This is a genomic window from Burkholderia sp. E168m22 (genome assembly GCF_001319805.1).
Taxonomy (GTDB): Bacteria; Pseudomonadota; Gammaproteobacteria; order Burkholderiales; family Burkholderiaceae; genus Burkholderia; species Burkholderia orbicola.
Window position 1 is genome coordinate 80723 of the sequence record NZ_BBSK01000111.1, and the last position, 14030, is coordinate 94752.

The 14030-nt window shown below is 62.9% G+C and carries 12 protein-coding genes and 2 pseudogenes; 7 read left to right on the plus strand and 7 right to left on the minus strand.

What is annotated here, in order from left to right:
* Positions 1-95 precede the first annotated feature (95 nt).
* Entirely contained in the window at positions 96-1241 is a 1146-nt protein-coding gene (locus tag AP428_RS25895) for a mandelate racemase/muconate lactonizing enzyme family protein (RefSeq protein ID WP_011548566.1), read from the minus strand.
* Between the two features lie 363 nt (positions 1242-1604).
* Here AP428_RS25895 and AP428_RS37760 point away from each other — a divergent pair.
* Positions 1605-1715: pseudogene (locus AP428_RS37760) on the plus strand (gamma carboxymuconolactone decarboxylase); the annotation flags it as partial.
* A 70-nt stretch (positions 1716-1785) separates the two neighbouring features.
* On the opposite strand, the gene AP428_RS25900 reads toward AP428_RS37760, so the two are convergent.
* Positions 1786-2748: a D-glycerate dehydrogenase gene (locus tag AP428_RS25900; protein WP_011548567.1), complete on the minus strand. Its 963-nt coding sequence runs from the start codon at positions 2746-2748 to the stop codon at positions 1786-1788.
* 313 nt (positions 2749-3061) lie between these two features.
* On the opposite strand from AP428_RS25900, the gene AP428_RS25905 reads away from it, so the two are divergent.
* From AP428_RS25905 to AP428_RS25920, 4 genes are all read left to right on the plus strand, one after another.
* Positions 3062-3820: an SDR family oxidoreductase gene (locus AP428_RS25905; protein ID WP_011548568.1), complete on the plus strand. Its 759-nt coding sequence runs from the start codon at positions 3062-3064 to the stop codon at positions 3818-3820.
* 94 nt (positions 3821-3914) lie between these two features.
* Entirely contained in the window at positions 3915-5201 is a 1287-nt protein-coding gene (locus tag AP428_RS25910) for an MFS transporter (protein ID WP_011548569.1), read from the plus strand.
* Between the two features lie 47 nt (positions 5202-5248).
* Positions 5249-5641, plus strand: a complete 393-nt coding sequence (locus AP428_RS25915) for a VOC family protein (protein ID WP_011548570.1) — start codon at positions 5249-5251, stop codon at positions 5639-5641.
* A gap of 60 nt (positions 5642-5701) precedes the next feature.
* Positions 5702-6949, plus strand: a complete 1248-nt coding sequence (locus AP428_RS25920; protein ID WP_011548571.1) for a citrate/2-methylcitrate synthase — start codon at positions 5702-5704, stop codon at positions 6947-6949.
* A 341-nt stretch (positions 6950-7290) separates the two neighbouring features.
* Here AP428_RS25920 and AP428_RS25930 read toward each other — a convergent pair whose 3' ends face one another.
* Positions 7291-8202: a LysR substrate-binding domain-containing protein gene (locus AP428_RS25930; protein WP_011548572.1), complete on the minus strand. Its 912-nt coding sequence runs from the start codon at positions 8200-8202 to the stop codon at positions 7291-7293.
* Positions 8203-8301: 99 nt separating this feature from the next.
* On the opposite strand from AP428_RS25930, the gene AP428_RS25935 reads away from it, so the two are divergent.
* Both AP428_RS25935 and AP428_RS25940 read left to right on the plus strand, forming a co-directional pair.
* Positions 8302-9219, plus strand: coding sequence for a DMT family transporter (locus AP428_RS25935; RefSeq protein WP_011694451.1), 918 nt, complete (start codon positions 8302-8304; stop codon positions 9217-9219).
* Positions 9220-9400: 181 nt separating this feature from the next.
* Positions 9401-10495 (plus strand): NmrA family NAD(P)-binding protein, encoded by a 1095-nt coding sequence (locus tag AP428_RS25940; protein WP_054928397.1) that lies wholly within the window; start codon positions 9401-9403, stop codon positions 10493-10495.
* A gap of 333 nt (positions 10496-10828) precedes the next feature.
* On the opposite strand, the gene AP428_RS25945 is transcribed toward AP428_RS25940, so the two are convergent.
* The 4 genes and pseudogenes from AP428_RS25945 to AP428_RS25955 all read right to left on the minus strand — a co-directional run bounded on the left by AP428_RS25945 (position 10829) and on the right by AP428_RS25955 (position 13852).
* Entirely contained in the window at positions 10829-12229 is a 1401-nt protein-coding gene (locus AP428_RS25945; RefSeq protein WP_175804056.1) for a hypothetical protein, read from the minus strand.
* 4 nt (positions 12230-12233) lie between these two features.
* Positions 12234-12722 carry a Mov34/MPN/PAD-1 family protein gene (locus AP428_RS25950; protein ID WP_054928399.1) on the minus strand — a complete coding sequence of 163 codons (489 nt, stop codon included), beginning with the start codon at positions 12720-12722 and terminating at the stop codon, positions 12234-12236.
* A 186-nt stretch (positions 12723-12908) separates the two neighbouring features.
* Positions 12909-13223, minus strand: a pseudogene (locus AP428_RS35915) (hypothetical protein); the annotation flags it as partial.
* The gene (locus tag AP428_RS25955) at positions 13220-13852 is read right to left on the minus strand and encodes a hypothetical protein (RefSeq protein ID WP_054928400.1); all 633 of its coding nucleotides are present in this window, start codon (positions 13850-13852) and stop codon (positions 13220-13222) included. The gene AP428_RS25955 and the pseudogene AP428_RS35915, both read right to left, overlap by 4 nt.
* Positions 13853-14030 lie beyond the last annotated feature (178 nt).

Here is a 14030-nt window from a genome sequence, read left to right on the forward strand (position 1 = left end):
CGTGCCTGCGCATCCGCCCGGCTTCCTGATTTCCGATTGCGCCGCCACACCGGCAACGGCTTCGCGTGCGTGCGCCGAGCGCACCGTTCCTGCGTTCAACCGATCGTCGCGTGCGCGATCGTGTTGCGTGCCAGCACTGCTTCGTCCGGCAAGAAGCCAAGCCCGGGCACATCGGGCAAGCGCAGCCGCGCCCCGGGCCGCTGCCCGTCATGCAGCCGCTCGGGCCAGTCGAGATAGGGAATTTCGAGCGCTACATCGTCCGGTAGCGTCGCGACCACGTGCGCGGTCGCCAGCAGCCCCGCTCCGTAATAGAAACAGTGCGGCACAACCCGCACGCCGTGCTCCGCCGCAAGCGCGATCACTTCCGCGATGCCGGTCGGTCCACCGATCTTCGCGATGCTTGGCTGCGCGACGTCGAGCGCGCCGCGTTCGAACAGGTCGCGAAAGCCCGCGACGCCCGACGCGTTCTCGCCCGCCGCGATCGGCACGCCGGCGCCGCGCACACGCGCGATGCCGTCCGCGTCGTCGCAAGGCCACACCGGTTCCTCGATCCAGCCGAGCCGCAGGTCGGCCAGCTCGCTCACATGCCGCAGCGCGTCGCTCGCCGTCCACGGGCAGTTCACGTCGACCATCAGTTCGCTGCCGGCCGGCAGTGCCGCACGCGCGGCCGCGATAGCCGCACGTTGCGTCTCGTGCAGCTTGATGCGCCGAAACCCTTCGTCCGACGCCCGCCGCACGTGGCGCGCGACTTCATCGGGGTCGTTGTCGTAGTTGACCAGGCTCGCATACACGTCGATCTCCCCGCGATGGCCGCCGAGCCAACGATATAGCGGCACACCGGCCGCCTGCGCGGCGAGGTCGTGCAGCGCCGTGTCGATCGCGGACAATGCGTACAGCACCGGTCCGGTGCGGCCGAACGCATGCAGCGCGCGATCGGCCGCGTCACGCAATGCGGCGATCCCGTGCCGCGTCGGCTCGAATTCGGCGCCCTTGAACCAACGGCCAACCGGGCCTTCGAGCGCGGCGAACGTGACGGGATTGATCAGATGACCGAATGCTTCGCCCCAGCCAACGCGCCCTGCGTCATCGGTGAGCCTGACCAGCAGCGACTCCATGCGACGCAGCGAGCGGTCTGCGGCGTTATACGTGTCGGCGACGGTCGGTTCAACAGCGGCGACGGGACGGCGGCCCGCATCGAATGCGAGCGAGATGCGAATGACTTCGATGGTGACGATTTTCACGAACGTATTCCCGGTGCGGCGAGTCGGGGGAAACTATGCGGCCGACGGCCGAAAGTGCGATGTGACGGACGACAGCACTCGTGCGAGATCGTTCGATTGGGCAACGTCGGCCTTCACATTGATCAGTCATCGTATAACTAAAGCCGTCTTTTCGCAAGCCATCTCTCAACACACATCTGCATACTCACTGGGATCTATCACATCCATCACATGTGACATCTTATGACTAATGGTGAACGGAAAAATGGAATCCGATGCTTCGCAAAACTAAGAGCGGCGGCATGGTTTGGCGCATCAGGCGAGACCAAGGCGGAAGCTCTATCGCAACTCGACATTAGGGCGTCCGTCGTCACTCCCCTGGACGTAATAAAAGCGACCCTGCTGCATGCGACCGCCTATTCGGGTATTCCGCATCGTCTCATCGCGTTCAAGGCCGCGCATGAGGTGCTGGTGGCGGAGGGGGTGTTGAAGTAACGACGCGGTTGAAGCCGGGGGTTCCGTCATCGGACACCCCGGCATGGGCGAGCGCTCGCGCCCGCCGTCATCACAGCGCGTTCGGCGCCCCCTTCCCGTCAAGCACCGCCGCGACGTTGTCGAGCGCGGTAAACCCCATCTGGTCGCGCGTCTCGACGGTTGCGCTCGCCATGTGCGGCGACAGAAACACATTGTCGAGCGCGGCAATGCGCGGATCGATGTTGGGTTCGTTCCGGTAAACGTCGAGCCCTGCGGCGAACAGCCGATGCGACGTCAACGCATCGTAAAGCGCATCCTCGTCGACGAGACTGCCGCGTGCCGCATTCACGAATACCGCACCGGCGCACAGCAAGCCGAATTCGCGGCGGGTCATCAACGGCGTGCCGCCGCCGGGCACGTGCAGCGTGAGGATGTCGCACTGCGGGAGCAGCGTGTCGAGATCCGCGCAATAGCGTGCACCGGCCTCGATCTCGGGCGGCGCGGGACGCCGGTCGGTATAGACGATCTTCATCCCGAAGCCGCGAGCGCGCTGCGCGACCGCACGGCCGATCCGCCCGAAACCGACGATTCCGAGCGTCTTGCCGTTCACGCGCGTGCCGAGCATGTCGGTCATGCCGAACGACTTTCCCCACCCCGCGCGCACGATACGCTCGTACTCCGATGCACGCCGGCACGCGGCCAGCACCAGCAGCATCGTGAAATCGGCCGTGCAGTCGGTCAGCGCATCGGGGGCGTTGCTGACCGCAATTCCGCGTGCGCGTGCGGCAGCGACATCCATGTGGTCGTACCCGGCGCTCGCGTTCGCGATGATCTTCACGCTCGGCGGCAATGCTGCGATGTGCTCGGCCTGCAGCCCCGATTTCTTGCCGATCAGCACCGCCGGCGTCTCGTAGCGGTTGCAGAACTCGACGACGGACGGCGCGTCCATGTCGGCGTCGGTTACATAGGCGTTGAATTCGGCCGCCGCACGCGCGGCCACCGCGGCGGGAACGCGTCGCGCAACCAGCAGCTGGGTGCGATTGTTGTCAGGCATGGTCTCGTCCTTGGTTCGGATAACGGAACACAGCCTACGAAGCGCAGTCGGCGCAGGTCAATATTGATTGGTTCGATCAACATGTCCGCGCGGCATTGAGCGACCGGATGATCGACCGATTCCGATCATGTCCTCTGCCATGCGCGATGCCGTGCCGGCGCGCGAACAGCGCAGCCGCGAACTCAGGAAAACCCTGACGCCAGCCTGTCTGGACGGGGCGGTTGATATTGATTGAAAGAATCAAGATTGCTGCGAAATCGTCGCCGCGCAATGCTTTTTGCATGTTCAACGGACTGAAGACGAGGGCGTGAAAATGCAGGCAGAGAAAAAAATCGCGGCGGTGACGGGTGCCGGCACCGGCATCGGACAGGCCGCTGCGGTAGCGCTCGCGCAAGCCGGCTTCAGCGTCGCGCTGCTCGGCCGGCGCATCGATCCGCTACTCGCGACGCAAGAGATCATCGAGCTGGCCGGGGGCGTCGCAGCGGCGATTCCAACCGACGTGTCCGACGAAACGTCGGTCGATGCGAGCTTCACGCGGATTGCGCATGACTTCGGCCGCCTCGACGTGCTGTTCAACAACGCGGGCCGCAACGCAGGCGCCGTGCCGCTCGACGATTATTCGCTTGAGTTCTGGAACGACGTGGTCGCCACCAACCTGACCGGCGTGTTCCTGTGCGCCCGCGCCGCGTGGCGCCAGATGAAGCGCCAGACGCCGCAAGGCGGCCGCATCATCAACAACGGTTCGATCTCCGCGCACACGCCGCGCCCGCACACGATCGCGTACACGGCCACGAAGCACGCGGTCCTCGGCATCACGCGTTCGCTTGCCCTCGACGGTCGACCGTTTAACATCGCCTGCGGCCAGATCGATATCGGCAACGCCGCGACCTCGCTCACGGAGCGCATGGACAGCGGCGTGCTGCAGGCCGACGGCCGCATCGCGCCCGAGCCGCGCGTCGACGTCGTGCATGTCGCGAGCGCGATCGTGCAGATGGCGAGCCTGCCGCTCGAAGCGAACATTCTGAACATGACGATCATGGCAAGCGCGATGCCCTTCGTCGGACGCGGCTGACCGGACGCGCGCCGGCACACGCGGCAGGTGCACCAGCACAACCATCACAAAACAGGAGACGACATTGAAAACCGCTGAAGAACAGGTTTCGGTCATGCGCGGGTTCGACGCGCACGCAGGCGCCGCCAGGCGATCGCGGGTGCGCTACGGCGTGCTGTCGATGCTGCTGGTGGCCACCGTCCTCAACTACGTCGATCGCTCGGCGCTCGGTATCGTCGCTCCGGCGTTGTCGAAGGATCTCGCGCTTACCCGCGTGCAGATGGGCGAGCTGTTCGCGGTGTTCGGCCTCGCATACTCTATCGCGCTGCTGCCGGCAGGCGTGCTCGCCGATATGCTGGGCTCGCGCGTCGCGTATGCGCTGTCGCTCGTCGGATGGTCGCTGGCGACGCTCACGCAAGGGCTCGCGCACGGCTATCACATGCTGCTCGGTTCGCGGCTAGCGATGGGCGCGCTCGAAGCGCCCGCGTTTCCGTCGAACGCGCGCGCCGTGACGATGTGGTTCCCGGTCCAGGAGCGTGGCTTCGCGACGAGCGTGTACGTGATGGGTCAGTACATCGGCACGCCGCTCTTCACCGGGCTGCTGCTGTGGATCTCATCCGCGTTCGGCTGGCGTACCGTGTTCTTCGCGACCGGCGCGTTCGGCATTCTGTTCAGCGTCGTCTGGTACCGGCTCTATCGCGATCCGTCGCGCCATCCACGCGTCAACGCGGCCGAGCTGCAGTACATCACCGAAGGGCAGCCGGTAGTGACCGCGCGCGACCGATTCGACTGGTGCATGGCGCTGCGCCTGCTGGGCTATCGGCAGATCCTCGCGATCTGTCTCGGCAAGTTCTGCAACAACACGCTGCTGGTGTTCTTCACGACCTGGTTCATGACCTACCTTGTCGAGGAACGGCACATGTCGATGATCAAGGTCGGTTTCTTCCAGGCGATGCCGTTCATCGGCGCGACGCTCGGTATCCTTATCGCGGGCTATTTGTCCGATCTCTGCATCCGGCGCGGCGTATCAATGTCGTCGTCGCGCAAGGCGCCCCTCGTGATCGGTACCTTCCTCGGCGCATCGATCGTGCTCGTCAATTTCGTGCAGTCGAACGCGCTGGTGATCGCGATCCTAACCGTCGCGTTCTTCGCACAGGGAATCGGCTCGATGTCGTGGGCGGCGGTGTCCGAGATCGCGCCGAAACGCTATGTCGGGCTCACCAGCAGCATCACGAGCCTCGCCGCGAATATCGCAGCCGTCACCACGCCGCTGATGATCGGCTACGTGACGCAGCACACCGGCAACTTTTTCTGGGCGCTGAACCTGATGGGTGCGATCTGCCTCCTCGGCACGCTGTCGTACTCGGTGCTGCTCGGCAAGCTGTCGCGTATCGAGCTCTGACCCGGTTCGCCCCCTTTTACGCTCCACTGCACGTACCGCACACGACCATGATCGAATTCAAATGGGATCACCTGCAACTCTGCTCGGCTGATGCCGAGGCCACCGCCGCGTGGTTCGCGCGCTGCCTGAACGCCGAAATTGTGCGGCGCCCCGGCCGCGTCGACCTGCGGATCGGGGCGATCAACCTCTTCATCACGGCGCTGCCGGACGCATGTCCGGCGATCGTGCCGGACGGCGCGCGCATGCAAGGGATCGACCACTTGGGCGTGCTTGTCGAGGATCTGGATGCGGCTTACGCGCATCTGGTCGACAACGGCGCGGAGATCGTCCAGCCCGTCACGCGGATCCGCGCCGGCGTGCGCGGCTGTTTCGTGCGCGCGCCCGGCGACATCCTCGTCGAGGTGCTGGAGCGGCGCCCGGCCGAGATGACATTCAACTGAACCCGGTCTATAGTCGGCGCAAGCGGCCGCGCACCGGCCGCATCCTCATCACGACTCCCCATGCAGAACTGGATCACCCTGACGGAAGCGGCGCGGCGGCTCGGCGTGCGGGCGCAGACCGTCTACGCGTACGCGAGCCGCGGCAGCATTGCCGTGATGCAGGATCCCGACGATCCGCGCAAGAGCCTGTATCGGGCCGAGGATGTGGTCGCGCTGTGCCGCAAGAAACAGGTCGGCCGCAAGCGAGCGGCGCTCGCGGCCAGCACGATCTTTGGCGCCGAGCCGTGCATCTACAGCGGCATCACCACGTTCTCGAAAGGACGCGCGTGGTATCGCGGGCGCGACAGCGTTCAGCTCGCAGACACCGCCACGCTCGAGGAGACGGCCGCGCTGCTCTGGCAGGCCACCACGCCCGTGTCGTTCGATCCGCCCGCGTTGGCACTACCGCCCGGCGAGCGAGACCGGCAATGCGCGTTCACCATGCTCGCGACGCTGGCCGCGCACGGGCACTCGACGCTCGGCCGTCTCGACAGCGCACTGCACATCGAGGCCGGGCAGCTCGTCGCGATCGTGTCGCGCGCGTTCGGCGCGCACGACGATGCCGGCGCAAGCCCGCTTCACACCCATCAGCGGCTCGCGGCCGGCTGGGGCCTCGACAGCCATGGCGCAGACCTGTTGCGCCGCGCGATGGTGCTGGTCGCCGATCACGAGATCACGAGTTCGGCATTTGCCGCGCGCATCACCGCATCGACCGGCGCGTCGCTGGCAGGCTGCCTGCTGACGGGGCTCGCGACGTTGTCGGGGCCGCTGCACGGCGACGCGTCGGGACGCGTACGTGCGGTGTTCGACGACGTGCAACGATTGGGTGCCGAGCGCGTCGTCGATCATCACCTGAAGTCCGCGATCCCGATTCCCGGTTTCGGCCATCATCTTTACCCCGACGGCGATCCGCGCGCGGACGCGCTGCTTGCGCGGCTCGATCCGCCGACGGAACTCGCGCACTTCGTCGACAAGGTCACGACGCTCACCGGCCAGCGGCCGACCATCGATGTCGCGCTGGCGATGCTGTCGGTGCAGCTTCAGTTGCCGCGCGATGCGGCGTTCGGGCTGTTCTCGATCGCGCGCAGCGTCGGACTGCTCGCACACTGCATCGAGCAGCTGCGCGTCGGCAAGGTGATCCGGCCGCGCAGCCGCTATACGGGGCCGACGCTCGACGATCGGCATCTGCGGCCCGCCGCTGACGACGACGGCAAACAGACGAAAGTCGGCGTGATCAACAAGAACCGCCTGTTCAAGGTGGTGGAGTAACCTGCCGGACAACCGTAAACCAGATTTAGATTATCTCCGTTTGCGAATAAAAGTTGTCACTGGCCGCGGCTGCGAAGACCGGTGTCAACTCCTCCGCGGCGCCGTCAGTGGCGGTCACGCGTTGTGCCAAACCTGAACTTGAACCGACAATCGTACCGTAGCGATAAGGTTCCCTATCCTGCTTGCGCATGCAGCCCAACGTCAGGAGCTGTACGAGACAGCGAATGGCCATTCTGGCGCGCCGCGAACGACTCTGAACGACCCATTGTTGCCGGTCGGAATCGCATTATCCGGCGTCGGCATTAGAGCCGACAGCAGTCATTGAGACAATAATTCGACGGCTAGAAGTAGCCTCCACGCTGCGCACATCCCCTGGCGATGCTGTCGGTAAACCACGCCTTGAGCAATTGAACCGCCTGTTTGGTTCCGGCACTGGCGGGATGGACGAGGTAATATCCGGCGTCCAACGCAAGCGCATTATCGAATGGCTCAATCAGTTCTCCACGAGCCAGTTCCGCTTCTACCAGCAGGGGGCTGGTAAGCACAACGCCTTGCGCGCGCACTGCGGCGTCGATCGCTATCAACGACTGGTCGAACCGGATACCGGTAATGGTTTCGATCTGCGAACCGTCGAGACCGCTGAATCGAGCAAGCCACGTGGCCCAGTGCGGGTGTAGCGTGTTATGGAGCAGTGTCGCCGTGCGCAAATCGTCGGGGCGCTTCAATCGGCGCTGCTTCGCGTATACCGGATGGCAATACGCGCGTGCCTCGTCATGGCACAGCAGTTGAACGGATAGTCGTGCATCCATCCCGTCGAAATGCCTAACCGCGAGATCGACGTCATCCAGTTCGAAGTCGACCATCGTTGTCGATGTGCTCAGGCTCAGCGCAATCCCGGGGTTTGCCTGCAGGAAGTCGGCCATGCGTGGGGCGAACCACTTGGCAGCGAAGCTCGGCGGCATCGACAACCGCACGCCGCTACCGCGACGCTCACGAATGCGATGGCTCGCATGAATAAGCTCTGCCAGGGCGGGTTGAATCTGCGCGAAGTAGGCGCGACCATCCTCTGTCGGCGTTACCTGCCGTATCTGGCGCACGAACAGGGCAACGCCGAGCCATTCCTCAAGCTTCTGAATCTGCTGCCCTATCGCACCAGGCGTCACGTTCAGTTCCCGGGATGCAAGAGTAAAACTGCCGTGCCGCATGGCAGCTTCGAAGGCAGGCAGGGCTTTCAGCGGAGGAATCGATCGCATAGCTCAGTTTTTCTATTCCATAGTCGACATTAAATCATTTGTAGAGCAAGCCGGTGCGGAACACAATCGGGACTTCATCCGCTTTCCTGGTGCGCTGACATGAATCCCGCCTATTTCGCCTTCGCCGCCCTCGGGTTCATCTGGGGCACCAACTTCCTGTTCATGAAGTGGGCGAGCGTCGATCTGGCTGCCAGTCAGATCGTCTTCCTGCGCGTGCTTTTCGGCTTCATCCCGCTGCTCACGGTCGCGCTATTCACTAAGGCGCTCAAATGGCGCCATCTTCGGCACGCTCACCACTTCGTGGTGATGTCGCTGCTTGCGACCGTGATTTACTACTACGCGTTCGCGAAAGGGGCCGGGCTGCTGTTCTCGAGCATTGCCGGGATGCTAAGCGGCGCCATCCCGCTTTTTTCCTTCCTGTGCGCATGGGCGCTGCTGCGCGAGGAGCGACCGAACGCGCGAATGATTGCGGGCATCGCCAGCGGATTCGTCGGTGTACTGCTGATCGCGCGCCCGTGGAATGCGCACGCGGCTGGCGTCAACCTGCTCGGAGTCGGCTATATGGTTGCCGGCTCACTGAGCGTGGGCTGCTCGTTCGTGTACGCGCGCCGCTTTCTTTCCGGCCTGGACCTCTCGCCGCTCGCGCTGTCGACGTGGCAGATCGGCTTCGCACTGGTCCTGATCGGCTGTGTCACGAATTTCGACGGCATCGCGCGTGTAACGAGCGATGCGCGAGCGCTGCTCGGCCTCGTGCTGGGACTCGGTCTGACGGGCACCGGGATCGCTTACATCCTTTATTACTTCATCGTCGGACGGCTCGGAGCAGTGGCCGCGTCCAGCGTGACGTACATTCCACCGGTCGTTGCGTTGCTGATGGGTTCGTGGCTTGCGCAGGAACCGATCGGCGCAGTCGAACTGTTCGCGATGGGCGCAATCCTCGGTGGTGTGTTTCTGCTGCAACGTGGCCGGCAACCACGCGCAGTCGCGGCGCGCGGTCCGGCGAAGGCGGCCGGTTAGGGCCGCAGTGTCGTATGAATGCTTCGATGAAATATCGCGCAGACCGCAATTCGGCATCTCGAAAGAAGTTCACGGGCGAGTGGTCGGCGTACCGGTGCCCGGTGCCATATGAAGCTGACATCCGTGCCATCGGCGCGTAGCGGTCGGCAAATCTATCCAACTCATACCAGCGTAAACAAACATGTCTTCACGGGTCCCCTCGACCATATTCGTCATCGGTGGAACGGGCGCACAGGGATTGCCCGTCATCCGGGCGCTCGTCGCCGACGGCAAATATGCCGTGCGCGCCTTGAGCCGAGATCCTGAATCGCGACGGGCCATCGAGCTCTCCACTCTGGGGAACGTCTCGATCGTGAAGGGCACGTTTGCCGATGAAGCGGTCCTGCGTGACGGTTTTCGTAATTGCAGCGCAGCGTATATCAATCTCGATGGATTCAACACCGGGGAGAAGACTGAGATTTATTGGGCCATCCGATGCTATGAAATAGCCATCGAAGAAGATGTCAAGTTCTTCGTATATGGAAACCTCGATTACGCGCTCAAAAGGTCCGGATACGATTCCCGGTTTCGGACAGGCCACTATGACGGCAAGGGCCGCGTAGGGGAATGGATTCTGTTCCAGAACCTGACAAACCGTGACCGGATGGGCGCCGCGCTGCTTACGACCGGTCCGTATATGGAGATGGCCGTCTCGGCAATGACACCGATGACGCCGTCCGTGGAAAGCGGCGTCGTTACGTGGCGGGTACCACTCGGTGACGGCGCCGTCCCGCATGTAGCGTTCGAGGACTGCGGGTACTACGCACGTTGGCTTTTCGACAATCCGGAGCGTGCGAATGGCATGCATCTCGAGGTCGCGATCGATCATGTCGAGTATGCGAAGCTTGCCGAGGCGTTCGAAGCCGTGACCGGACATCCCGCGCAATATATCGATACCGACCTCGAAGCATACTGGAGCGGACCGCTCAAGGCCGCAGCCGATTTGCCTTCCGGATATAACGCCGATCTCCGCGACAAAAGTACGATGAGCTTCCGCGAAAACTTCACCGGCTTCTGGAATCTGTGGAAGTACGGGATCATCAAAAGAGACTACGCATTGCTCGACGAAATTCATCCCGGGCGAATCAGGACGGTCGAACAATGGCTCAGGCGCGAAGACGAGTTGGGACGAGCACTGGGCAACAAAGGCCTCTGGGAAAGGGTTCAGCCTGAAAATCTGCTCAGATTGCCGCCTGTCTTGAAGCTGTCCGAAGACCAGAGGAAGGGCACGTTATAAGTTCCTCGCGAACGTCTAGCTCAACTGCAAAACGCCTCACTACTTGCCACGCGTTTTCTCACGCTGCGATGCCGGCGAAGATCGTCGACGCTCAACGTCCGAAGCTGTCGGCAAGGCGGCCACCGAGGAACGGCATGCCAATGTCCGGACATGGCCGAACGCGGCCGGCCGCCGCCCTGTGACGCACGACCGGCGCAGATCGACCCACAAGCGACCTTCGGACTTCTCCAAAGCAGCCTTTCGACGTCGCTATATGCATGCGTCCGACAAGATGCTGTGTCTCGGCCACGAAGCTTCCTTTGATAAATTCAGTCTGGCTGATCTCCGAGGATCTCAGGAACAAGCGAGTTGCTGGCAACGAATGCCGCTCACGGGATCTGCCTGCCCGGACCGTAGCGATGCGGTCAGGGAGCGGTCAGAGAGCGCGCATACCCTAAACCTCGCGTCATAGAAGGCAGGGCCAGCGTTAAGCGTGCGCAGCATCTCCGATAGAACAAAAGCAGATGACACAGCGCCGACGAACGGAACCGCGACTGACTTGCCTGCGACCAGAACGCGACCGCATTCGTCCGGCGCAAGCGCGCCGTAGCCCTGGTTCGCCTCCGCCCGGCGACGCGCCCGTTCTTCCCTTTCCCGGCGCGCCTGCGCGCTCTCAAGTGGCCACAAGTCAGCCGCAGGCCGCCGGTTCGGCCACGTATGCACAGCTACGGAATCGAAAGTTCCGACTTCGCCGCCCAAGCCCGAATCGAAGATCAACGGAAAGCCCGCTTGGGTTAACCACTGACGCGCCTCGTTGTCGTCGAATCCCGACAGCGCAATCACGGGCTCACGATCACTTCGACGATAATTCCCATCTACGAACCGCTCAATCAGCCGGGTATCGAATCCGCGCTTCATAAGCCATTCCGACACCACACGGGTCTTGGGGTGTCCGAGCGTGTCGCCATTCAATAGAGCGCCCGTTTCCAGATTCGGCGATTCGACCAGGTCGTCGTCGCATAGATAGATTCTTGAGCCTTTGGTGGTAGAAAGCGGCAGACATGCGAGTGCCCAAAGGTAGGCTTGTCCAAGGTGGCCCAACCCGAAGCAGGAAAGCTCCACCGGGGCTTCGTCAATGGCGCCCCCAATCGAGTCGGACGAATCATCCGGCAAGTCCGGTCGCCACAACGAAAATCCGATGGCGCGGCGTGCAGCCGCTACGCTAATACGCGCGAACGAAGCAAACACCTCGCCCACCGCCACGGCTGCAGCGGCAAGCGGTGCCAGCGCACACCATGGACGCTCAGGAAGCCGCGCGACCTGCGCCGCAGGCCCGACACTCACTTTCCAGCCATCAAAGGTAATGCGTAGGGAAAGCCTTCGCGGGTTCGCATCACCCAGCAGGATGTGAACCCGGTCGGGATCGACGCCTTCAAGGTGACGCTGCCCACCGAGTTCCTCCAGCGCGTTCCCCAGCGTCGACTGCAAGCTGACGCGCACGAGTGTCCGTGCCGCCCATACGCTGTCCGGCGCGATCACCTGCACCGGAGCAGCAAAGCACTTTACGGCGAGATTTACCACCGTAAGGAGCGCCACCTGCTTTGCATGGGAATTTGCAACGTCGGCGCCGACTACGATTTGCAATCGGCGAGCCGCACGTGCGATCCGGGATTCTTTCGGTGCGGTCCCGTCACGGTCAAGCCAGATTTTGTCGATACGGGACAAATTGCCTGGAAGCTCCGATATTTCGATCATTGCATCACCACAAGGAGAGACGCACGGGGGCATTCGCATTCCCTGCGTCGAAAGACTGCCACTGGCGCTTCCCGAGAAAGCGGTGAATGCCCACCCTCGAAAGCGACCACAACGACGTGTCGCCGAAGCTCGGCAGGATCAAGGCGACGTGCCCGGCGATCGGGATCATCGGGTTGGCTTTGTCTACCGAGCTCTGCCGGACATCCGGCGTCGGGTGCGTATGCACGTCAGCTAGCACATGCAGCCCGCGCCTGTTGCAGACTTCCCACAAAGAGGAGAAGCCCGTCCGATGGAACTCGACGATCCCGTGACTCAGCGCCTTGGGGTCCAGATCGTCATAGCAAATGAAATCGACGACCTGGCGCTTGGGGGCATTCTGCCGACCGAGGAGAAACGCTCCGGATTCCCGTCGGCCGCGGCTACGTGAAGCGAGCTGGCGCACCAGCCGACGCCACAGCATGAGCGGGATTTCGATCTGGTCGCTATTGGCCAAGATAGTCCTCGCAGTTGAGCCAACGATAGATGAGCGTGATGAAATCAGTCAGCTTCACGGTCGGATTCCATGCATCCTTCGTCCAGGGGTGTCCCGGAATCGCGAGCCGGTCGTAATGGTGATAGAAACCACGACCAGGCGCGGCCCATCCGGCGACCTTGAACACTGACGCAACGGTAGAACCGGATCGCCGTTCAGTTTCACCGGACTCAAGCGGACGTAATCGGCAACGCGTGAGTGCAAGATCAGCGCGCGAAAGCCACAGAGGCGCCCGTCTGGATGTGCTGTGAGTGCGCGCTCGAGCAGGCGATAAAGTTGTCGTCGGTTGACGCCCGTGCTCTGCTCGATCTCCTTGATCGGCGCGCCGCGCGCATACTGCTCGATCGCTGTCGTACGCGCCCGGATCGATTCCCGTTCGGCAGCATCGAACTCGGTCCACGCGACGGTCGGCCAGGTCGACGGATCCAGCGTTTGAAATTCCGCCTTGCGACGTGCCATCATGTCGCCTCGGTTGCGGCGAAGCGCGTCAGCAACGACAGCGGCTCGGTACGCAGGTCGACCGCGTCGACGTGCCCTGCATGCAAGAGCCCGAAAACCGCCGCACGGACCAGCGCCGGATCGCCGACCGAGAACTCGCGCTCGATCTCGAGCAAGGTATGCGGTATCGTCACGAAAATTTCGACTGCGCGTAGGAGCGAAGACGAGACCAACCCGCGCGCCGCGACCAGACAGGGCAGCATGTGCCGCCAATTATCGATCCAGGCGCGTGCGGCCGCGAGGTCGGTTGATGTCACCAAACGGATGGGTATGCCCTTGAGTTCGTCATCAGGGCGCGCAGCTGGTTGCGGCTTTTCCGCTAGCGAATCGGACAGGATGACCAACTCTTCGCGGTTGGCATAGCGGACCCAAAAATCGGCGAGGTAGCGCTGTCCGCTGAGCTGCGCGTAACCCGGCCGCTCGCAAAACGATTGGACCGCCGGATCCGCTTCGATCAGCAGCCACAGTTCAGGCGCGCCGCGTTGGAACAGCGTCAGTCGGCGATTGAGTTTGAGGCTGAAGGCGTCCAGCCGGGGTGCACCGCGCGGGCGCGGCGTCGTAACCGGCCGCATCGCGTGCCGGGAATCGTCCATAAGATCAGAGCCTTACGGTCGGGCTTCGAAGTCCATGACGGGAGTTGACAAATTTAATCCGGACATATGCGAATTGACGACATTATTTTGGTGAGACTGTCAATAAAGTCGTCAACTCAGGTGCCAGATGCCTTGAACCGTGGGGATTCTGGAGTGACAGAATTAATTTGCTCTACGG